Origin of the sequence: Cryobacterium zongtaii, assembly GCF_002909375.1 — a bacterium.
Lineage (GTDB): Bacteria > Actinomycetota > Actinomycetes > Actinomycetales > Microbacteriaceae > Cryobacterium > Cryobacterium zongtaii.
In genome coordinates this window covers 81,561-96,070 of the sequence record NZ_PPXD01000005.1, presented here as the reverse complement: position 1 = coordinate 96,070, position 14,510 = coordinate 81,561, and the positions used below count along the sequence as shown (strand labels likewise).

Below are 14,510 nucleotides of genomic sequence, written 5' to 3'. Positions count from 1 at the left end.
TGTGGCGCGGCATCCTCAGTGGTGTTCCTCGGTGGTTCGCTCTCAGCAACACAGGGCGCCGGAACACCCTCCATGGCACTCCACCACACTGGGAATTTCAAGGGTGTCGGTGGAGCAAAACGTGTGTATCGTGTGGGTGTCGAATCCCAAAATCCGCCTGAGGCTGTGCACAAACTCGCGCGTTTTACCGGGCTATGTCGGGGAACCTTGTTTAGGGTGGTCACATGCGAATTCCCGACAACACCGGCGCCCGCAGGGCCGAGCCCCGAACCGACGGTCCGACGACGTTGCGCACCTTGCTGACCGACAAGCTGGGCTGGCTGGGCCTCCGCAGCGGGCAGATCCTGCTCGCTCTGGCGCTCGTCGCCGTGGTGATCTTCATCCTCGTGCAGGTGAAGCTCGTGGTGATCCCGCTGCTTATCGCGATCATCCTGGCATCCGCTCTGAGCCCGGTCATCGGATGGCTGCGCCGCCGGGGGTTGTCGCCGATCCTGGCCACCTGGGTCACCCTGCTGACCGCCATCGTCGTGTTCGGCGGAATCGTGACCCTGATCGTCGTCGCCGTCGAGAACCAGTGGAGCGAGCTGGTGACGAGCGCCTCTGACGGCATCGACCAGCTGTTCACCTACCTCACCGAGGGGCCGTTGGCCCTCGACTCCGCCCAGCTCGAGGACTTCCGCGACCAGGGCATCGACTTCCTCACCAGCAGCCAGTTCGGCTCCGGGGCCCTCGCCGGGGTGTCTGTGGCGACCGAGATCATCACCGGCGCCGTGCTCGTCGTCGTGATCCTGTTCTTCTTCCTCAAGGACGGCGACGTCATCTGGAAGTTCTTCCTGCGCCCGTTCCGCGGCGAGCGCCTGCAGCGCGGTCGCCGCATCGGCACCACCTCGGTGCGGGTGCTCGGCGGGTACGTGCGCGGCACGGCGATCATCGCCTTCGTCGATGCCGCCGCAATCGGCATCGGCCTCGCCGTGCTCGGGGTGCCGTTGGCACTGCCGCTGGCGGTCATCGTGTTCCTCACGGCCTTCATCCCGCTGATCGGTGCGACAGTGGCCGGTATCCTGGCCGCTCTCGTGGCGCTCGTTGCCACCGACTGGGTCATCGCGTTGATCGTGGTGGGCATCGTGATCGTCGTCAACCAGCTCGAGGGCAACTTCCTGCAGCCCGTGGTGATGGCACAGTCCCTCAAGCTGCACCCGCTGGTGATCCTCGTCGCCCTGACCGCCGGCACCATCGTGGCCGGCATCATCGGTGCCGTCCTCGCCGTGCCCATCGCCGCCGTCGGCTGGGCCATCGTCAAGACCTGGAACGAGCCGCCGGCGCTCACCGGGCAGGCCAAGCTGGCCTAGCCGCTCGCCCGGGCCGTTTGGCCGCGAGCACGATGGTGCTCCGCGCGCCGCCACCTCATTCCTGGTGCTTGGGCGACCCGGCTTTGAGCGCTGACTCCTCCACATCGATGAAGGCCAACGCAGAGCGGATGGCCGGCTCCTGGTAGCGGCCGTCCGCCCGGGCGGCCAGCACGGCCTCCCGCTCGGCCTCGATCATGGCCCGCCGCAGCCGGTTGTACGCGGCCGGCAGCGGCTCCGCCTCATCCGGAGCCGGGTTGTCGAGCGCATCCGCGAGGAACACGGCGTTGGTGCGCAACCGGCCGATCACCCGGTCCTCGTCGGCGTCGGTCACCTCGGTGTCGAGCCGGGCCAGCCCGGCGGTCTGCGCCTCGGCCAGGAGCATCTGCGCCTCGATCCGCTCCTGGGTCCGGTCCGGCGGCGGCAGGCGCAACCGGCGGATGATCCACGGCAGCGCCAGCCCCTGCAGGAGGGTGCCGACCACCACCACGAAGGCCAGCAGCTGCAGAAGTTCGCGCTGGGGTGTCTCCGGGGGGAGTAGGAAGACCGCCGCGAGAGTGACCACCCCGCGCATCCCCGCGAACGACACGGCCACCCCGGTGCGCCAGCTCCAGCCGCGCTCCCGCAACCGCCGCGGTCCGTACCGATAGATCGACGTGGTGATGGCCATCCACACGAAACGCGACACGAGCAAGGCGGCGAGGATCACCAGAGCGATCCACACCATGGTCCAGAACCCCGTGCCGGTGAGCCGCACCCCCTCAAGAATCGACGCCAGGTTGAGGCCGATGAACAGGAACACGGCGTTCTCCAGCAGGAACTGGATGGTGCGCCAGTTGATCGACTCGGCGATGCGGGCCTCCGCCGACTGGATCACCGGCGCGCGGTAGCCCAGGAACAGGCCTGCGATCACCACCGCCAGTACCCCAGAACCGTGCACCAGCTCGCCGAGGATGAACGCCAGGTACGGCGTCACCAGCGACAGGCTGGTGTCCAGCACCGGCGCGTGCAACTGCCGACGGATCACGGCCAGCACGTACCCGACGGCGAGCCCGACGCCCACACCGCCGACGACAGCGACGACGAAGTCGCCGGTCACCGAGAGCGGGCTCACCGTGCTCAGGATGGCCGCGATCGCCGCGTTGAGGGCCACCAGCGCGGTCGCGTCGTTGAGCAGGCTCTCACCCTCGAGCACCGTGACCACCCGCCGCGGCAGGCCCAGCCGCCCGGCGATGGCCGTGATCGCCACGGCATCCGTCGGTGCCACGACAGCGCCGAACGCGAACGCGGCAGCGAGCGAAATCGCCGGCACCACCAGCCACGCGGTCAACCCCACCGTCACGACGGTGAAGGCCACCAGGCCCACCGACAGCAGCAGGATGCCGTCCCGCCGGGCCCGCACGTCCACGATCGACGTGCGGATGGCCGCCGCGAACAGCAGCGGGGGCAGCAGCCCGTAGAGCACCAACTCAGGCTCGAGCTCGATGCGTGGCACCGACGGCAGGAACGACGCGGCCGCGCCGACGACCACCAGGACGAACGGCGCCGACCAGCCGATCCGCCGGGAGAAGCCGGTCACCGTGACGGTGACCAGGACGAACACGACGATCCAGACAATAGTGCTGACGGGGTCCATAGCGACAATTATGCGCGAGCGCCGCGCCGCCGCGGGAGGGCTGTGCGGCGAGGGGGTGCTGCAGCATCCAGTCACGTCCGCCATTGCCCGTTGGTGTGTTGACGCCTACGATCCCCAGCAAACACGCGAGGAAGCGAGGCGCACATGGCCGTGAGCACTCTCAAGGAGATCGTCGATCGTGCGTTCGCCGAGAAATACGGCGTTCCCGCGATCAACGTGGTGAACGACCTCACGATGGAGGCGGTGCTGGCCGGGGCCGTCGAAGCCCGCTCGCCGGTGATCGTGCAAACCTCGGTGAAGACCGTCAAGTCCATCGGATCCGACGTGCTCTTCGCCATGTGGTCGGCGATGACCGCCGGCATCGACGTGCCCGTCGCGCTGCACCTGGACCACTGCCCGGACCGGGATGTGATCACCGAGTGCCTCGAACGCGGCTGGAACTCGGTGTTGTTCGACGCCTCCACCCTGCCGGTGGAGGAGAACCAGCGCCAGACCATCGAGGTGGTGCGGCAGGCCCGCACGTTCGGCGCTCACGTGGAGGGCGAGATCGAGTCCATCACGGGCGTCGAAGACGGTGTGGGCAGTGACACCGAGGCGGCCAGGCAGAGCCTCGCGGTGTCCCTCAGGTTCCTCGAGGCCACCGGCGTGGACGTGTTCGCGCCGGCGATCGGCAACGCGCACGGGGTGTACAAGCGGGAACCGGTGCTCGACTTCCAGCGGGTGAGCGACCTCGTCGCCGCCCACCCGATCCCGATCGCCCTGCACGGCGGCAGCGGCATGACCGACGCCCAATTCACCGACCTCATCGCTCGGGGCTGCGCCAAGGTGAATATCTCCACGGCACTGAAGATCACCTACATGAAATCCAACCTCTCCTTCCTCACGGATGCCCAGGCGCGCGACAAGTGGGACCCACCGTCGCTGTTCGCGAAGGTGCGCACCGACATCGTCAACCTCACCAGGGGACTGGCCGAACAGTTCGGCAGCGCGGGGAAGGCCTGAGATGCCGGCACTGATCTTCGACTGCGACGGGGTGCTCGCCGACACCGAACGGGACGGCCACCTGCCGGCGTTCAACCAGACCTTCGACGAGTTCGGGGTGCCCGTGCACTGGAGTGACGCCGACTACGCCGAGAAGGTGAGGATCGGCGGGGGAAAGGAACGGATGCGGAGCATCCTCACCCCGGACGTCGCCCGGCAGCTGGGTCTGCCAGAGGACCCGGCGGCCTGGGACGAGACCATCCTGGCCTGGCACCATCGCAAGACCGCGATCTACACCGAACGCGTGGCCGCGGGGGTGCTGCCGGCCCGCCCCGGCATCCGTCGCCTCACCGAGGAAGCCGCCGCGGCGGGCTGGACCCTCGCCGTGGCCTCGACCTCGGCCGAGGCGTCGGTGCGGGCGGTGCTCACCCACGCGGTGGGGCCCGACCTCGCTGCGGGGTTCCACGTCTTCGCGGGTGACATCGTTCCGGCAAAAAAGCCCGCGCCCGACATCTACCTGTATGCCCTGCGTGCGCTGGGCGTCGACCCGAGCGAAACGCTGGTGATCGAGGACAGCGAGAACGGGCTGCGGGCCGCGCTCGCCGCCGGGCTTGCGACCGTTGTGACCGTGAGCAGCTACACGGCCGACGAGGACTTCGACGGCGCCGCCCTCGTGGTCTCGTCCCTCGGTGACCCCGCCGGGCCCGCCGCCGAGATCCTGGCCGACCCGGCCGGCATCCACCCCGGCCCGTATCTGCGGCTGGCGGACCTCGTCACGATCCTCACCCTGCCCGGCACCTCAAGAACAGGAAGCGAGACCCCATGACCAGCCTGGCCGACACCGAATTCGTCGTGCACAGCATCGCCCAGACGGCGGTCGACAACGAGAAGGAGTTCGGCGACCTCGACGCCATCGTCGGCGACGGTGACTTCGGCTATTCGCTCGCCAGGGGCTTCGAAATCGTCCTCGCCGACTGGGACGAGTACGACCGCAGCAGCCCGAGCGCGTTCCTGCAGAAGGTGGGCATGGTCATCTCCGGGCGGATCGGCGGGACCTCCGGGCCGCTCTGGGGCACCGCGTTCCTGCGGGCGTCCCTCGCTGTCAAGGGCAGGGACGAGGTGCGCGGCGGCGACGCCGTCGCGATGCTGCGCAGCGCAATCGCCGGCATCAAGTCGCGCGGCAATTCCGACGTGGGCGACAAGACCCTGCTCGACGCTCTCGTGCCGATGACGGATGCCCTCGAGGAGGAGGTCACGGCCGGCACCGACGCGCCCGCCACCCTGCACCGCATGGCCGCGGTCGCCCGGCAAGCCTCCGACCAGACCGCCATGATGCAGGCCCGTCGGGGCCGGGCCAGCTACACGGGGGAGCGGAGCATCGGCTCGCCGGACCCCGGCGCGGTGGCGGTGGCCGTGATCCTCGAGCGGCTGAGCGCCGAGTGGGATGCCCGGGTGGGTTCATCCGCCGGCACCCCGAACGACGCGGAACTGCCATCCAGTCACACCGACTGAGCGTCGCACCGCACACGCACACGCACCCGTATCCGCAAGGCACACGCACCGACCGAGCAAACGACCGACCGAGCACCGCCCAGAGAGGGAGCCATGAAGAAATTCGTCAATGATCCGAAGCAGTACGTTCCGGAGATGCTCAAGGGCATCGCGCTGGCCAACCCCGACACACTGAAGTATGTGCCCGCGTACAACCTGATCATGCGAGCCGACAGCCCGAACCCCGACAGGGTGTCGATCATCCAGGGCTCGGGCTCCGGGCACGAACCGGCGCACGTGATGACGGTCGGCAAGGGCATGCTCGACGCGGCCTGCCCCGGCGACGTGTTCTCTGCACCGCCGATGGACTACGTGTACGAGACCACCAAGCTGCTGGCCTCGCCCAAGGGTGTGCTGTTGCTGGTGAACAACTACACGGGCGACCGGATGGCCTTCGAAATGGCGCAGGAGCTCAGCGCCGCCGACGGTGTCAACGTGAAGACCCTGTTCATCGACGATGACGTCGCCGTGCAGGACTCCACCTACACCGTGGGCCGGCGCGGGGTGGCGGGCAACTTCTTCGTGATGAAAGCCGTCGGCGCCGCCGCCGAGCAGGGCGCGGACCTGGACGAGCTGGTCCGGATCGGGGAGAAGGTCGACAGCGTCACCCGCACCATGGGGATCGCCCTCACCTCCTGCACCCCGCCGGCGAAGGGATCACCGCTGTTCGAGCTCGGCGACGATGAGATCGAGGTGGGTGTGGGCATCCACGGTGAACCCGGCCGGCGGCGGGCCAAGCTCACCACGGCCAACGAGATGACCGACGAGATGCTGGATGCCGTCGTGAAGGACCTGCCCTATGTGGCCGGCGACAGGGTGGCCCTGATGATCAACGGGCTCGGTGGAACCCCGATCAGCGAGCTCTACATCCTGTTCGGGCGGGCGCACGAGCGGCTCACCGAACTGGGCATCACGGTGGGACGCAGCTACGTGGGTGAATACTGCACCTCCCTCGACATGGCTGGGGCGTCACTGACCCTGGTGCGGCTCGACGACGAGATCGAGGCGCTGCTGGCGGCGCCGGCCGAGATCGCGGCGCGAGTGTTCTAGCCCGGCGCGTTCTGCACGAGCGGGCACGGTGCGGCTACTCTGTGGGCATGAGTGAGACTCCCAGGGACTGGTCAGACACGGTTTTCGCTTTCGATTCGGCCGCGAGGTGGTTCGTGGCGGTCACCGCAGGCATCGCCGAGCGCGCCGCCGGGGATGACGAGGTCTGGGGGCAGTTGGGCCTGGGCGAGTGGAGTGTGCGCGACCTCGTCGGGCACACCAGCCGGGCCCTGTCCACCATTGAGGCCTACCTCGACCTCGCGGCAGAGAAGGATGCCGTCGGCGTCGCCGCCCCGATCGAGGTGACAACGCCGGCGGCCTACTTCGAGCGCGCGCTCGCCGCGGGAACACCCGAGCTGATCGCGCAACGCGGTCGGGAGACCGCCGCCACCCTCGGCGCCCAGCCCGCGGTCGCGGTCGCGGAGCTCGCCGCCAGGGTGCTGGCCCGGGTGGCCACCCTTGACGGCTCCGAGCCGGCGGATACGCCGGCTGGGCGCATCCGCATCGCCGAGTACCTGCCGTCGCGCACCCTGGAACTCACCGTGCACACGAGCGACCTGCTGCAGAGCCAGGGAGTACCCGCCGCCGACCAGACCGTGCCCGAGCCCGCCGCCGCCGCGACCCTGCACGTGCTCGCCGACCTGGCCGCCCACAAGGGCCTGTCCGCACCCCTGTTGCGCGCCGCCACCGGCCGTGCCCCGCTGCCCGCCGGGTTCTCCGTGCTCTGAGCGCACTATTGTCGCGACCCGTGTTGCTCCCCGCGGCCCGTGTTGTGCTCGGCGGCCCGCGTTAGAACGGGTGCCGGCGGCACAAAGACGTGCCGCGAGAGCTTAGACGTGCCGCGGGGGAGGGCAGGGCTCGGCTACGCCAGGGCGGCGGCCTCGTGCGCCTGGCGGGCGGCGTCGAGAGCGTCGAGTTTCTCGGCGAGACGATCCAGCACCGCGTCGCGGTCGCCCAGCCACTCGGGCAACCACACCCGCTCCACGGCCGGCCAGCCCATCAGCCTGGAGAGCACCTCGACGGGCAGGCCGTCCCGGTCCGAGACCGTGCGGCGGGCGGCCCAGGTGGGGCCATCGAGCAGCACGGCCATCACCGGATGCCCGGGCGCCCCGGTCGTGGCCACACTGAGGTCCACCCGGAAGTCGGACAGCCCCACGTCCGCCTGCACCGCGAAGCCGCGCTCGCGCAGGGCCTCGGCGATCTCCTCCCGGTGCCTGTCCAACGCCCCGGACTGGCGCAGCGGAGTGGCGAGCCCGTCGGCGCCGCCGGCGGCCAGGTCCAGGTAGGCCCGCAGGTCTTTCACCCCGGCCGAGATGGTTTCTTCGGCGCGCAGGTCGGCGGGCGCGAAGCTGCTGAACACGATCACCTGGCGCCGGGCCCGGGTGATCGCCACGTTCAGGCGCCGTTCGCCGCCGGGCAGGTTGAGCGGACCGAAGTTCAGCGGCAGCCGGCCCGAGGCATCCGCGCTGAACGCCGTGGAGAACAGGATGGTGTCGCGCTCGTCACCCTGCACGTTCTCCAGGTTCTTGACGAACAGGCCGTCGGTGTCGGTGTCGAGGGCGTGCACGATGCGCTCATCGCCGCTGTCGCGGAGGCTGCCCTCGATGAGGGCCCGCTGCTGCACGTTGAAGGTGATCACGCCGATGGACGGGGTCTCTTCGGGCTCGGCGGCGAACCTGGCCAGGATCTCGGCGACGATGGCCTGGGCCTCGACCGGGTTGGTGCGCAGCGACTTGCCCTTACCGCTGCGGAGGAACTGACCGTCGACCCGGCGGAGGCTCACACCGTAGCCCGCGGAGCCGGAGCCGGCATCCGTGCCCGCACCGTGGTGCGGAGCCGGGAACGAGGACAACCGGTCACGGTAGTACGCGCGGTTGCTGAAGGCGATCAGCGACTCGTCCTGGCTGCGATAGTGCCAGGACAGCCACTTGCTGGGTACCTGCGCCTGCACGCACTCCGACAGGATCGACTCCTCGTCGCGCACGAACTCGAGGGTGTCGCCGTCCTCCTCGCCGGAGCCGATGGTCGACTCCGCGAACGAGGTGGGCGGCATCTGCTTGCTGTCACCCACGACGACCACCGACCGGGCCCTCCCCATGGCGCCGACGGCGTCGGACACCCGCACCTGGGAAGCCTCGTCGAAGACCACGATGTCGAACAGGCCGGCCTGGGCGGGGAAGAACCTGGCCACCGACTCCGGGCTCATCAGCATGCACGGCAGGATGTCGGTGATCAGGTCGCCGAACTCGTGCATGAGCTCACGCACTCCCATGCCGCCGCGCTGCCGGTCCAGCTGCCGTTTGAGCAGGCCGAGCCGGGCCGCCGTCTCGGTGCCCGGGTTCCCGGAGTCGCCGGCGGCGTCCGGGGTCGCGCCGATGGTGCGCCGCCGCAAGACGCTGTACGGGATGAAGGTGGGCAGGTGCCGGCGCACCGCACCGGATGACGTGGTGAAGCGGGTGATCGAACGGTTCTGGGCGGCGGCGTCGAACTGGTCCAGGGTGGTGGCCGAGCCGCGTTCGGCGACGGATGCCGTGGCGAGCCCCTTCTCGAACGCCAGACCGGCGTCGTCGGCGTCGACCTCGCCGCGGAGCACAGCGGTGTGCGCGGCCGGGAGCCCGAGCCGGGCCAGCGGTTCGAGGTGCTCGAGCAGGGCGATCCACCGGGTGAGGGTGGGCAGTCCCGGTGCCTGGGCGTCCCGTTCCTCGCGGCCGCGGGACCAGACGGCGACGAGGCCGCCGTCCGCGGCCCAGCCTGCCATGGCGGCCGGTCCGGCGCCGGTGGCCGTCATCACGGCCTGCAGGGCGAGAAGCGCACGGTTCAGTGCGGTGGCGAGTGCGGCATCCGGTTCGGTGCTGGCGTCGAGGTAACCGCGCAGGGCGGCCACGAAGTCAACGCTGAGGTCGCGGTGCTCGGATGCGACGACACCACCGGCCCAGCGCAGCCAGGCCAGGCGGGCGGCGAGCTCGTCGCGGCCGGTCGGGCCGGTCTGCGTAGTCTGCCCGGTCTGCGCCGGAGCAACCGGCGCGGAGCCGACCAGGGGGTTCCAATCATCCGCGATGCTCACGCCATCCACGGCCAGCACCAGGCCGCGCAGGGCGTGCAGCCGGGCCTGGCTGTCGGCGAGCTGGCCGGTGACGGTGCTGAGGGAGCCGAGGGGCAGCTTCGCCCCTGGCCGCATCTCCGCGGCCAGCCGCGCGAGCACGGCCTTCCGTCGGCCGCGACGGCCGAAGAAGCTCGAGGCATCCGCCGCCTGCGCGTCCCGGTGCAGGGCCGCGGCGTCCAGCCGCAGTGCGCCGGGTTCGAGCACGGTCAGTGCCGGGTGTTCGGCCTGCACAAAGGTGCCGGTGGCCTGTTCGGCGGCGGCCGCGGCCGTGGCCCAATCCGGGGAGCGGGTGCCGTCCAGGGTGACCAGCGGCACCCGGTCGGCGGCGGCGAGACTGCTCAACGTGACGAATTCGGTAGGGCTCGCCGCGGCGGCCACGACGCTCGCCGCGGCGCCAGAGCCGGCCGTCTCGTCGGCGCGGGGGAGCACGGCCAGGGCTTCGTCGAGCTCCAGCGCGGCGCGGGCAACGGTCGCCAGGTCGAGGGGGCCGGCGGGCGGCGTGGTGATGAACGCCCACGGATGCTGCGGCCGCGGCCGGGCCGGATCGGTCACATCGGGCAGATCCCGCAGCATCCGCCGCAGCTCGTCGAGCTCGTCGGCCGTGATGCGCGCGGGCAGGTCGGCCGGCACGGGCAGGGCCCGCACGTCGACGTCGGCGGTGAGCTGTGCGGTGCGGGCGGAGTAGAAGGACAGGCCGGCGCCGTTCTGTTCGTGCAACCTATCGGTGTACCTGGCCAGGCTGCGCCGGGCGGTGCCGAGCACGTCGAGGTCGTTCTTCAGCCCCTGGCCGTCCACCGTCACCTCGTGTTCGAGAGCCTGCCGGATTTGGGCTCGCACCGTGGCGGGCTTGCTGGCCTTGTCGTGCAGGTCGAGCGCGAACGGGCCCATGCCCACCTCGTTCAGCCGGGCCTGCACCACCTGCAGGGCCGCGCGTTTTTCCGCGACGAACAGCACCTTCTTTCCCTCATAGACCGCGCGGGTGAGGAGGTTGGTGATGGTCTGCGACTTGCCGGTGCCGGGTGGGCCCTCGAGCACGAAGGTGCGCTCGGCGATGGCCTCGGCCACGGCGGCCAGCTGCGACGAGTCGCCGGGCACCGGGCACTCGGCGCCGAGAGCATCGAGGTCGGCGGGCGCAGGCAGGGCCACCGGGTCGACGAACGGCTGGGTGGGGGTATGCACGAGGTGGCTCACCAGGGAGTTCTCGGCCAGGGTTTGCCAGTTCTCGTCGAGGTCCTTCCAGAGGCGGAACTTGGCGAACTGCAGGATCGACAGGTCGAGGGTCTCCTCGACCCGGTAGGGCAAACCGGCCGCCAGCAGCGCCTCGCGGGTGGCGCGGAACGCGGCGGCCAGGTCGATTCCGGTCGCGTCGGCGGCCGGGGTCGCCAGGCCGTCGATCGTGAGGCCGTGCAGCTGCCGAAGCTTCTCGAGCAGGCAGTAGTTGGGCGTGGACGCCCCGGCCTCGTCGAGCCGGACCCGGTAGTCGCCCCCGCGGCCGGCCGGTTCGAGCACCACCGGAACGAGCACCAGGGGGCTGCGGAGCTCCCGGTCGTTCGCGGTCCAGACCAGCGAGCCGAAGGCCAGGTAGAGATTGTTGGCGCCGGTCTCCTGCACCACGGTGCGGGCCTTGTAGGCCAGCGCCCGCAGCTTGGTGGCGTAGGCGGCGTCGGTGACGTCGGCGTACACGGCCTTTTTGTCGGCGAGCAGGGCCGCGAGCTGGTCGGCGGGCAGATCCCGGCCGAATCGGATGCCGCGCTCCCGGTCGGTCGTCGTCATCCGGTCGGCGGGCAGCAGGGTCAGCCCGGCACCATCGGTGACGAGGTCTTCGACGCCGGCCAGGTGCTGGTCGGGCACCGTCAGGGCCAGGGCGCCGCGTTCGGTGAAGTTGATCAGCCGGTTGCGCAAGCTCAGGTCGAGCAGGGCGTTCTTCCACTGCGAGATACGCGGCGGCGTGCTCGAGGAGTGGCCGGACGGGGCGGCTGCGGTGGCCGCGTCGGCCGCATCTTTCGCGGCCGCATCCGTTTCATTGACGGCGACGGGCCCGCCGGGCGAGGCCCCGGCCGGCCGGTATTCGGTGACGACCACGGTGCCGTCGCCGGTCACGGTGCGCGCCGGCAGCGGCAGGATGTGGGTGCGCCGCGACTGCACCACGTCGACCACTCCGATCACGGTGGCCAGGTCCGCGAGCCAGTCCAGATACGGCGAGCGCTGGGCCTGGGCGAAGGTGACCGGAGTGCCGGTGTCACGGTCGGTGACCTGGGTGGTCTCCACGAGCCGGATCAGGTCGAGATCGATGAGGTTGATCACCTCGGCCACGTCGGTGAGCGCGGGCGCGCCGAGGGTCTCCTCTTCGCGCCAGTAGCCGAGGAATGCGTGCCCGGCGACCACCCAGAGCAGCGGATGCAACCCGGCCTGCTCGAGGGCGGCGGCCATCACCACGACGGTGTCGAGGCAGGTGCCGACGCCACCCGACGTGCCCTCGCCGGTCGTGGTGCCCAGCACCTCGCCGGGCGTGCGCACCTTCTGGCCGTCGTCGGACCAGCTGGCCGGCGGGGTGGCGTAGCGGATGGTGCGGGCCCGCATGGCCACGAACACCGCCTCGACCACCTGGTCGACCCTGTCCGGGCCCGACTGGTAGCCGGGCATGGCCGCCGACCCGGTGCGGGCCTCGAGCGCGGCAGCGGCCTCGGCGAGCAGGGTGGCTATCTCGGGGTGGTTGGGCAGCACGTGCGCCGAGAGCATCTCCAGCGCCAGGTCCACCGGCTGGGCGATCCACTGCTGGGCGGCGAGCAGCTGGATGGGCTCGCCCGCCTCGGCGACGACGACGCCGGCCACGAGCAGGCTGGCCCGGATCTCGGCCGGGCGCTGCTCCTCGATGAGCAGCATCGCGGCGGGGTCGACGGTCAGGGAGACATCCGTAAAGGTCAAGGTGCGCTCAGCGGCGAGGTCCACGAGCAGATCACGGGCGGTGCCGAGGGTGTCGCCGGCGCTGAACACCTCGAGCCGCAGCACGGCCTCCCGCACGGCGGGCCCGCGGTTGTCGACGCCCACCCGGCCGACCACGTTGATGCGATTGTGCGCCAGGGCATAGCTGAGCACCGGCGTCGCGGTGAGCGAGATGGTGATGTCGCCGTTCGTGGCCGGGCGGCCCGTATTCAGTGCGGTCGAGTCCAGTGCGGTCGAGTTTGGTGCAGCTGAGTCCAGGGTGGTCGAGTCCGGGCCGGTCGAATCCATGGGTGCTCCTCGTGTCGTACGGGTTGGTGCTGGTGTTACTCGGCCCCCGTGCGGGGGACCATTCAATCATCGGCGAGTGTGAGCCCGACGTGGTGCACCCCGTGCCCGAACGAACCGGTGTGTCCGGTGTCACGCCCGCGCTCCCGCCGGGGAGGGGAACCCCGATCCGAACGGGGTGGCCGAACTCTGCTAAGATCTTGAGGTTGCCGTTCAACGGCCGCGGATAAAGAGAGCTCAGGCATTCTGCCCCGAGCACCGCGCAGTGAGAGAAAGGGGATCCCATCTATGGCACTCGAAGCTAATGCTAAGAAGGCGATCATCGAAAAGTACGCTACCCACCCGGGCGACACGGGTTCCCCCGAAGTCCAGATTGCAATGCTCACGCAGCGCATTCTTGACCTCACGGAGCACCTCAAAGAGCACAAGCACGACCACCACTCGCGTCGTGGCCTGCTCCTCCTGGTTGGTCAGCGTCGCCGTCTGCTCGGCTACCTGTCCGACGTGGACATCAGCCGCTACCGCTCGCTCATCGAGCGTCTCGGCCTGCGCCGCTAGGTAGTAGCCGAATGGTTCGCTGATAACGCGATCTTCTTCGAAACGGGCCGTCACCCTTGAGGTGGCGGCCCGTTTTGTGTACCCCGGATGCCGTCAGGCCGCCGCTGTCAGGCCGGCTCGGCCGCCGAGTCCAGTGCCCGGGTGTAATAACCCCACGGGAACGTCGTCTCGCCCACCAGACGCCAGCCCTCGGCCTCGAGGTGTCGTCTAGCCGCGTTTCCCGGTGTCCACAGCAGCCGGCGGTGCTCCCACTGCCGGTCCGAGGCCTCCAGCACGTGGTAGAGCGTGCCGTAATCCACGACGTGCCAGCCGCGGCGGCCCTCGATCGCCAGTATGGCCATCTCGTCGAACGCGGTGACCGGGCTGAGCACCTTGCGGCGCGGATGCCCGGGCTCGCCGTCGTGTGCGGCCGCGGCCGGGCCGGCGGAGCCTGTTTGGCTCGCCGAGGAGAATCGCTGCTGGGCGGCCTGCCGGCTTACCCCGAGCACCCGGCCCAGGGCGTCCCAGCTGTGCCCGGCGGCCCGCGCGCCGTTGATCGAGTCCCGCAGCAATCGGCTGGTTTCCTCCGCGGCGGTGCGGCTGGCACCGACCAGACGGAGGTACGCATCCGGGTCGCTCTCGAGGTCGGCGCGGAGACCGGTCGGGCTGCCGAGCACCGCTTCGGCGACCGCGTCGCGCACCGCGGCGGCCTCTGCGGCCGTCAGCGACGTCGGTGAATGTTCGGGTGTCGGCGCCGTCATCGCTCGTCCGTCCGCTGGTCACGACGTTGGCCAAGCCGCTGTCCCGCACTTTCGGCGTCGGTCGCGTCGCGCAGCGGTTCCAGGTTGTCGAGTGCCACGGTGTCGCGCAGCCTGGCCACCCTCTGGCGGCCGATCTCGGTCCACAGGATGACGGTGACCAGCAGAACGCTGAGCATTCCGGTGAGGAAGCCCAAGACGGAGTCGGCCGGGTCGTGGTCGACGAGGATGGCCGCGGTGGAGAGTGCGGCGATCGCCACCACTCCGCCGACCACGGCCGCGGCATACCAGCGCGGGCGGGAAAGGGAACTCTTTGTGTTCAT

At 70.2% G+C, this 14,510-nt stretch carries 11 protein-coding genes; 7 read left to right on the top strand and 4 right to left on the bottom strand.

The window, feature by feature from the left end; translation table 11 throughout:
* Positions 1 to 224: 224 nt before the first annotated feature.
* On the top strand, positions 225 to 1,349 hold the full coding sequence (locus C3B61_RS02700; RefSeq protein ID WP_088455684.1) for an AI-2E family transporter: 1,125 nt from the start codon (positions 225 to 227) through the stop codon (positions 1,347 to 1,349).
* A 55-nt stretch (positions 1,350 to 1,404) separates the two neighbouring features.
* Here C3B61_RS02700 and C3B61_RS02695 read toward each other — a convergent pair whose 3' ends face one another.
* Positions 1,405 to 2,982, bottom strand: coding sequence for a Na+/H+ antiporter (locus C3B61_RS02695; RefSeq protein ID WP_244285812.1), 1,578 nt, complete (start codon positions 2,980 to 2,982; stop codon positions 1,405 to 1,407).
* A 144-nt stretch (positions 2,983 to 3,126) separates the two neighbouring features.
* Between C3B61_RS02695 and C3B61_RS02690 the strand changes: the two genes are divergently transcribed.
* From C3B61_RS02690 to C3B61_RS02670, 5 genes are all read left to right on the top strand, one after another.
* Positions 3,127 to 3,984, top strand: coding sequence for a class II fructose-bisphosphate aldolase (locus C3B61_RS02690; RefSeq protein ID WP_088455685.1), 858 nt, complete (start codon positions 3,127 to 3,129; stop codon positions 3,982 to 3,984).
* A gap of 1 nt (position 3,985) precedes the next feature.
* A complete protein-coding gene (locus C3B61_RS02685; protein WP_103459454.1) occupies positions 3,986 to 4,789 on the top strand; it encodes an HAD-IA family hydrolase in 804 nt (267 codons plus the stop codon).
* The gene (gene dhaL, locus C3B61_RS02680; RefSeq protein WP_103459453.1) at positions 4,786 to 5,475 is read left to right on the top strand and encodes a dihydroxyacetone kinase subunit DhaL; all 690 of its coding nucleotides are present in this window, start codon (positions 4,786 to 4,788) and stop codon (positions 5,473 to 5,475) included. Before C3B61_RS02685 ends, dhaL begins: the two co-directional genes overlap by 4 nt.
* A 93-nt stretch (positions 5,476 to 5,568) precedes the next feature.
* Positions 5,569 to 6,564: a dihydroxyacetone kinase subunit DhaK gene (gene dhaK / locus C3B61_RS02675; protein ID WP_088455688.1), complete on the top strand. Its 996-nt coding sequence runs from the start codon at positions 5,569 to 5,571 to the stop codon at positions 6,562 to 6,564.
* 47 nt (positions 6,565 to 6,611) lie between these two features.
* Positions 6,612 to 7,289, top strand: a complete 678-nt coding sequence (locus C3B61_RS02670; RefSeq protein ID WP_103459452.1) for a maleylpyruvate isomerase N-terminal domain-containing protein — start codon at positions 6,612 to 6,614, stop codon at positions 7,287 to 7,289.
* Positions 7,290 to 7,423: 134 nt separating this feature from the next.
* Here the strand turns inward: C3B61_RS02670 and C3B61_RS02665 are convergent, their stop codons facing one another.
* Positions 7,424 to 12,895 carry a DUF4011 domain-containing protein gene (locus tag C3B61_RS02665; RefSeq protein WP_103459451.1) on the bottom strand — a complete coding sequence of 1,824 codons (5,472 nt, stop codon included), beginning with the start codon at positions 12,893 to 12,895 and terminating at the stop codon, positions 7,424 to 7,426.
* A gap of 285 nt (positions 12,896 to 13,180) precedes the next feature.
* Between C3B61_RS02665 and rpsO the strand changes: the two genes are divergently transcribed.
* Positions 13,181 to 13,450, top strand: a complete 270-nt coding sequence (gene rpsO, locus C3B61_RS02660) for a 30S ribosomal protein S15 (RefSeq protein WP_088455691.1) — start codon at positions 13,181 to 13,183, stop codon at positions 13,448 to 13,450.
* Between the two features lie 107 nt (positions 13,451 to 13,557).
* Here rpsO and C3B61_RS02655 read toward each other — a convergent pair whose 3' ends face one another.
* Together C3B61_RS02655 and C3B61_RS02650 are read right to left on the bottom strand one after the other, a co-directional pair.
* Positions 13,558 to 14,190: a hypothetical protein gene (locus tag C3B61_RS02655; RefSeq protein ID WP_088455692.1), complete on the bottom strand. Its 633-nt coding sequence runs from the start codon at positions 14,188 to 14,190 to the stop codon at positions 13,558 to 13,560.
* The gene (locus C3B61_RS02650; RefSeq protein WP_103459450.1) at positions 14,187 to 14,510 is read right to left on the bottom strand and encodes a hypothetical protein; all 324 of its coding nucleotides are present in this window, start codon (positions 14,508 to 14,510) and stop codon (positions 14,187 to 14,189) included. Before C3B61_RS02650 ends, C3B61_RS02655 begins: the two co-directional genes overlap by 4 nt.

What these genes read in the sequence shown, in the direction of transcription:
- C3B61_RS02655 (WP_088455692.1), bottom strand. Translation starts at nt 14,190, where the DNA reads ATGACGGCGCCGACACCCGAACATTCACCGACGTCGCTGACGGCCGCA.
- dhaK (WP_088455688.1), top strand. Translation starts at nt 5,569, where the DNA reads ATGAAGAAATTCGTCAATGATCCGAAGCAGTACGTTCCGGAGATGCTC.
- C3B61_RS02690 (WP_088455685.1), top strand. Translation starts at nt 3,127, where the DNA reads ATGGCCGTGAGCACTCTCAAGGAGATCGTCGATCGTGCGTTCGCCGAG.
- C3B61_RS02670 (WP_103459452.1), top strand. Translation starts at nt 6,612, where the DNA reads ATGAGTGAGACTCCCAGGGACTGGTCAGACACGGTTTTCGCTTTCGAT.
- C3B61_RS02650 (WP_103459450.1), bottom strand. Translation starts at nt 14,510, where the DNA reads ATGAACACAAAGAGTTCCCTTTCCCGCCCGCGCTGGTATGCCGCGGCC.
- C3B61_RS02695 (WP_244285812.1), bottom strand. Translation starts at nt 2,982, where the DNA reads ATGGACCCCGTCAGCACTATTGTCTGGATCGTCGTGTTCGTCCTGGTC.
- C3B61_RS02685 (WP_103459454.1), top strand. Translation starts at nt 3,986, where the DNA reads ATGCCGGCACTGATCTTCGACTGCGACGGGGTGCTCGCCGACACCGAA.
- C3B61_RS02665 (WP_103459451.1), bottom strand. Translation starts at nt 12,895, where the DNA reads ATGGATTCGACCGGCCCGGACTCGACCACCCTGGACTCAGCTGCACCA.
- C3B61_RS02700 (WP_088455684.1), top strand. Translation starts at nt 225, where the DNA reads ATGCGAATTCCCGACAACACCGGCGCCCGCAGGGCCGAGCCCCGAACC.
- rpsO (WP_088455691.1), top strand. Translation starts at nt 13,181, where the DNA reads ATGGCACTCGAAGCTAATGCTAAGAAGGCGATCATCGAAAAGTACGCT.
- dhaL (WP_103459453.1), top strand. Translation starts at nt 4,786, where the DNA reads ATGACCAGCCTGGCCGACACCGAATTCGTCGTGCACAGCATCGCCCAG.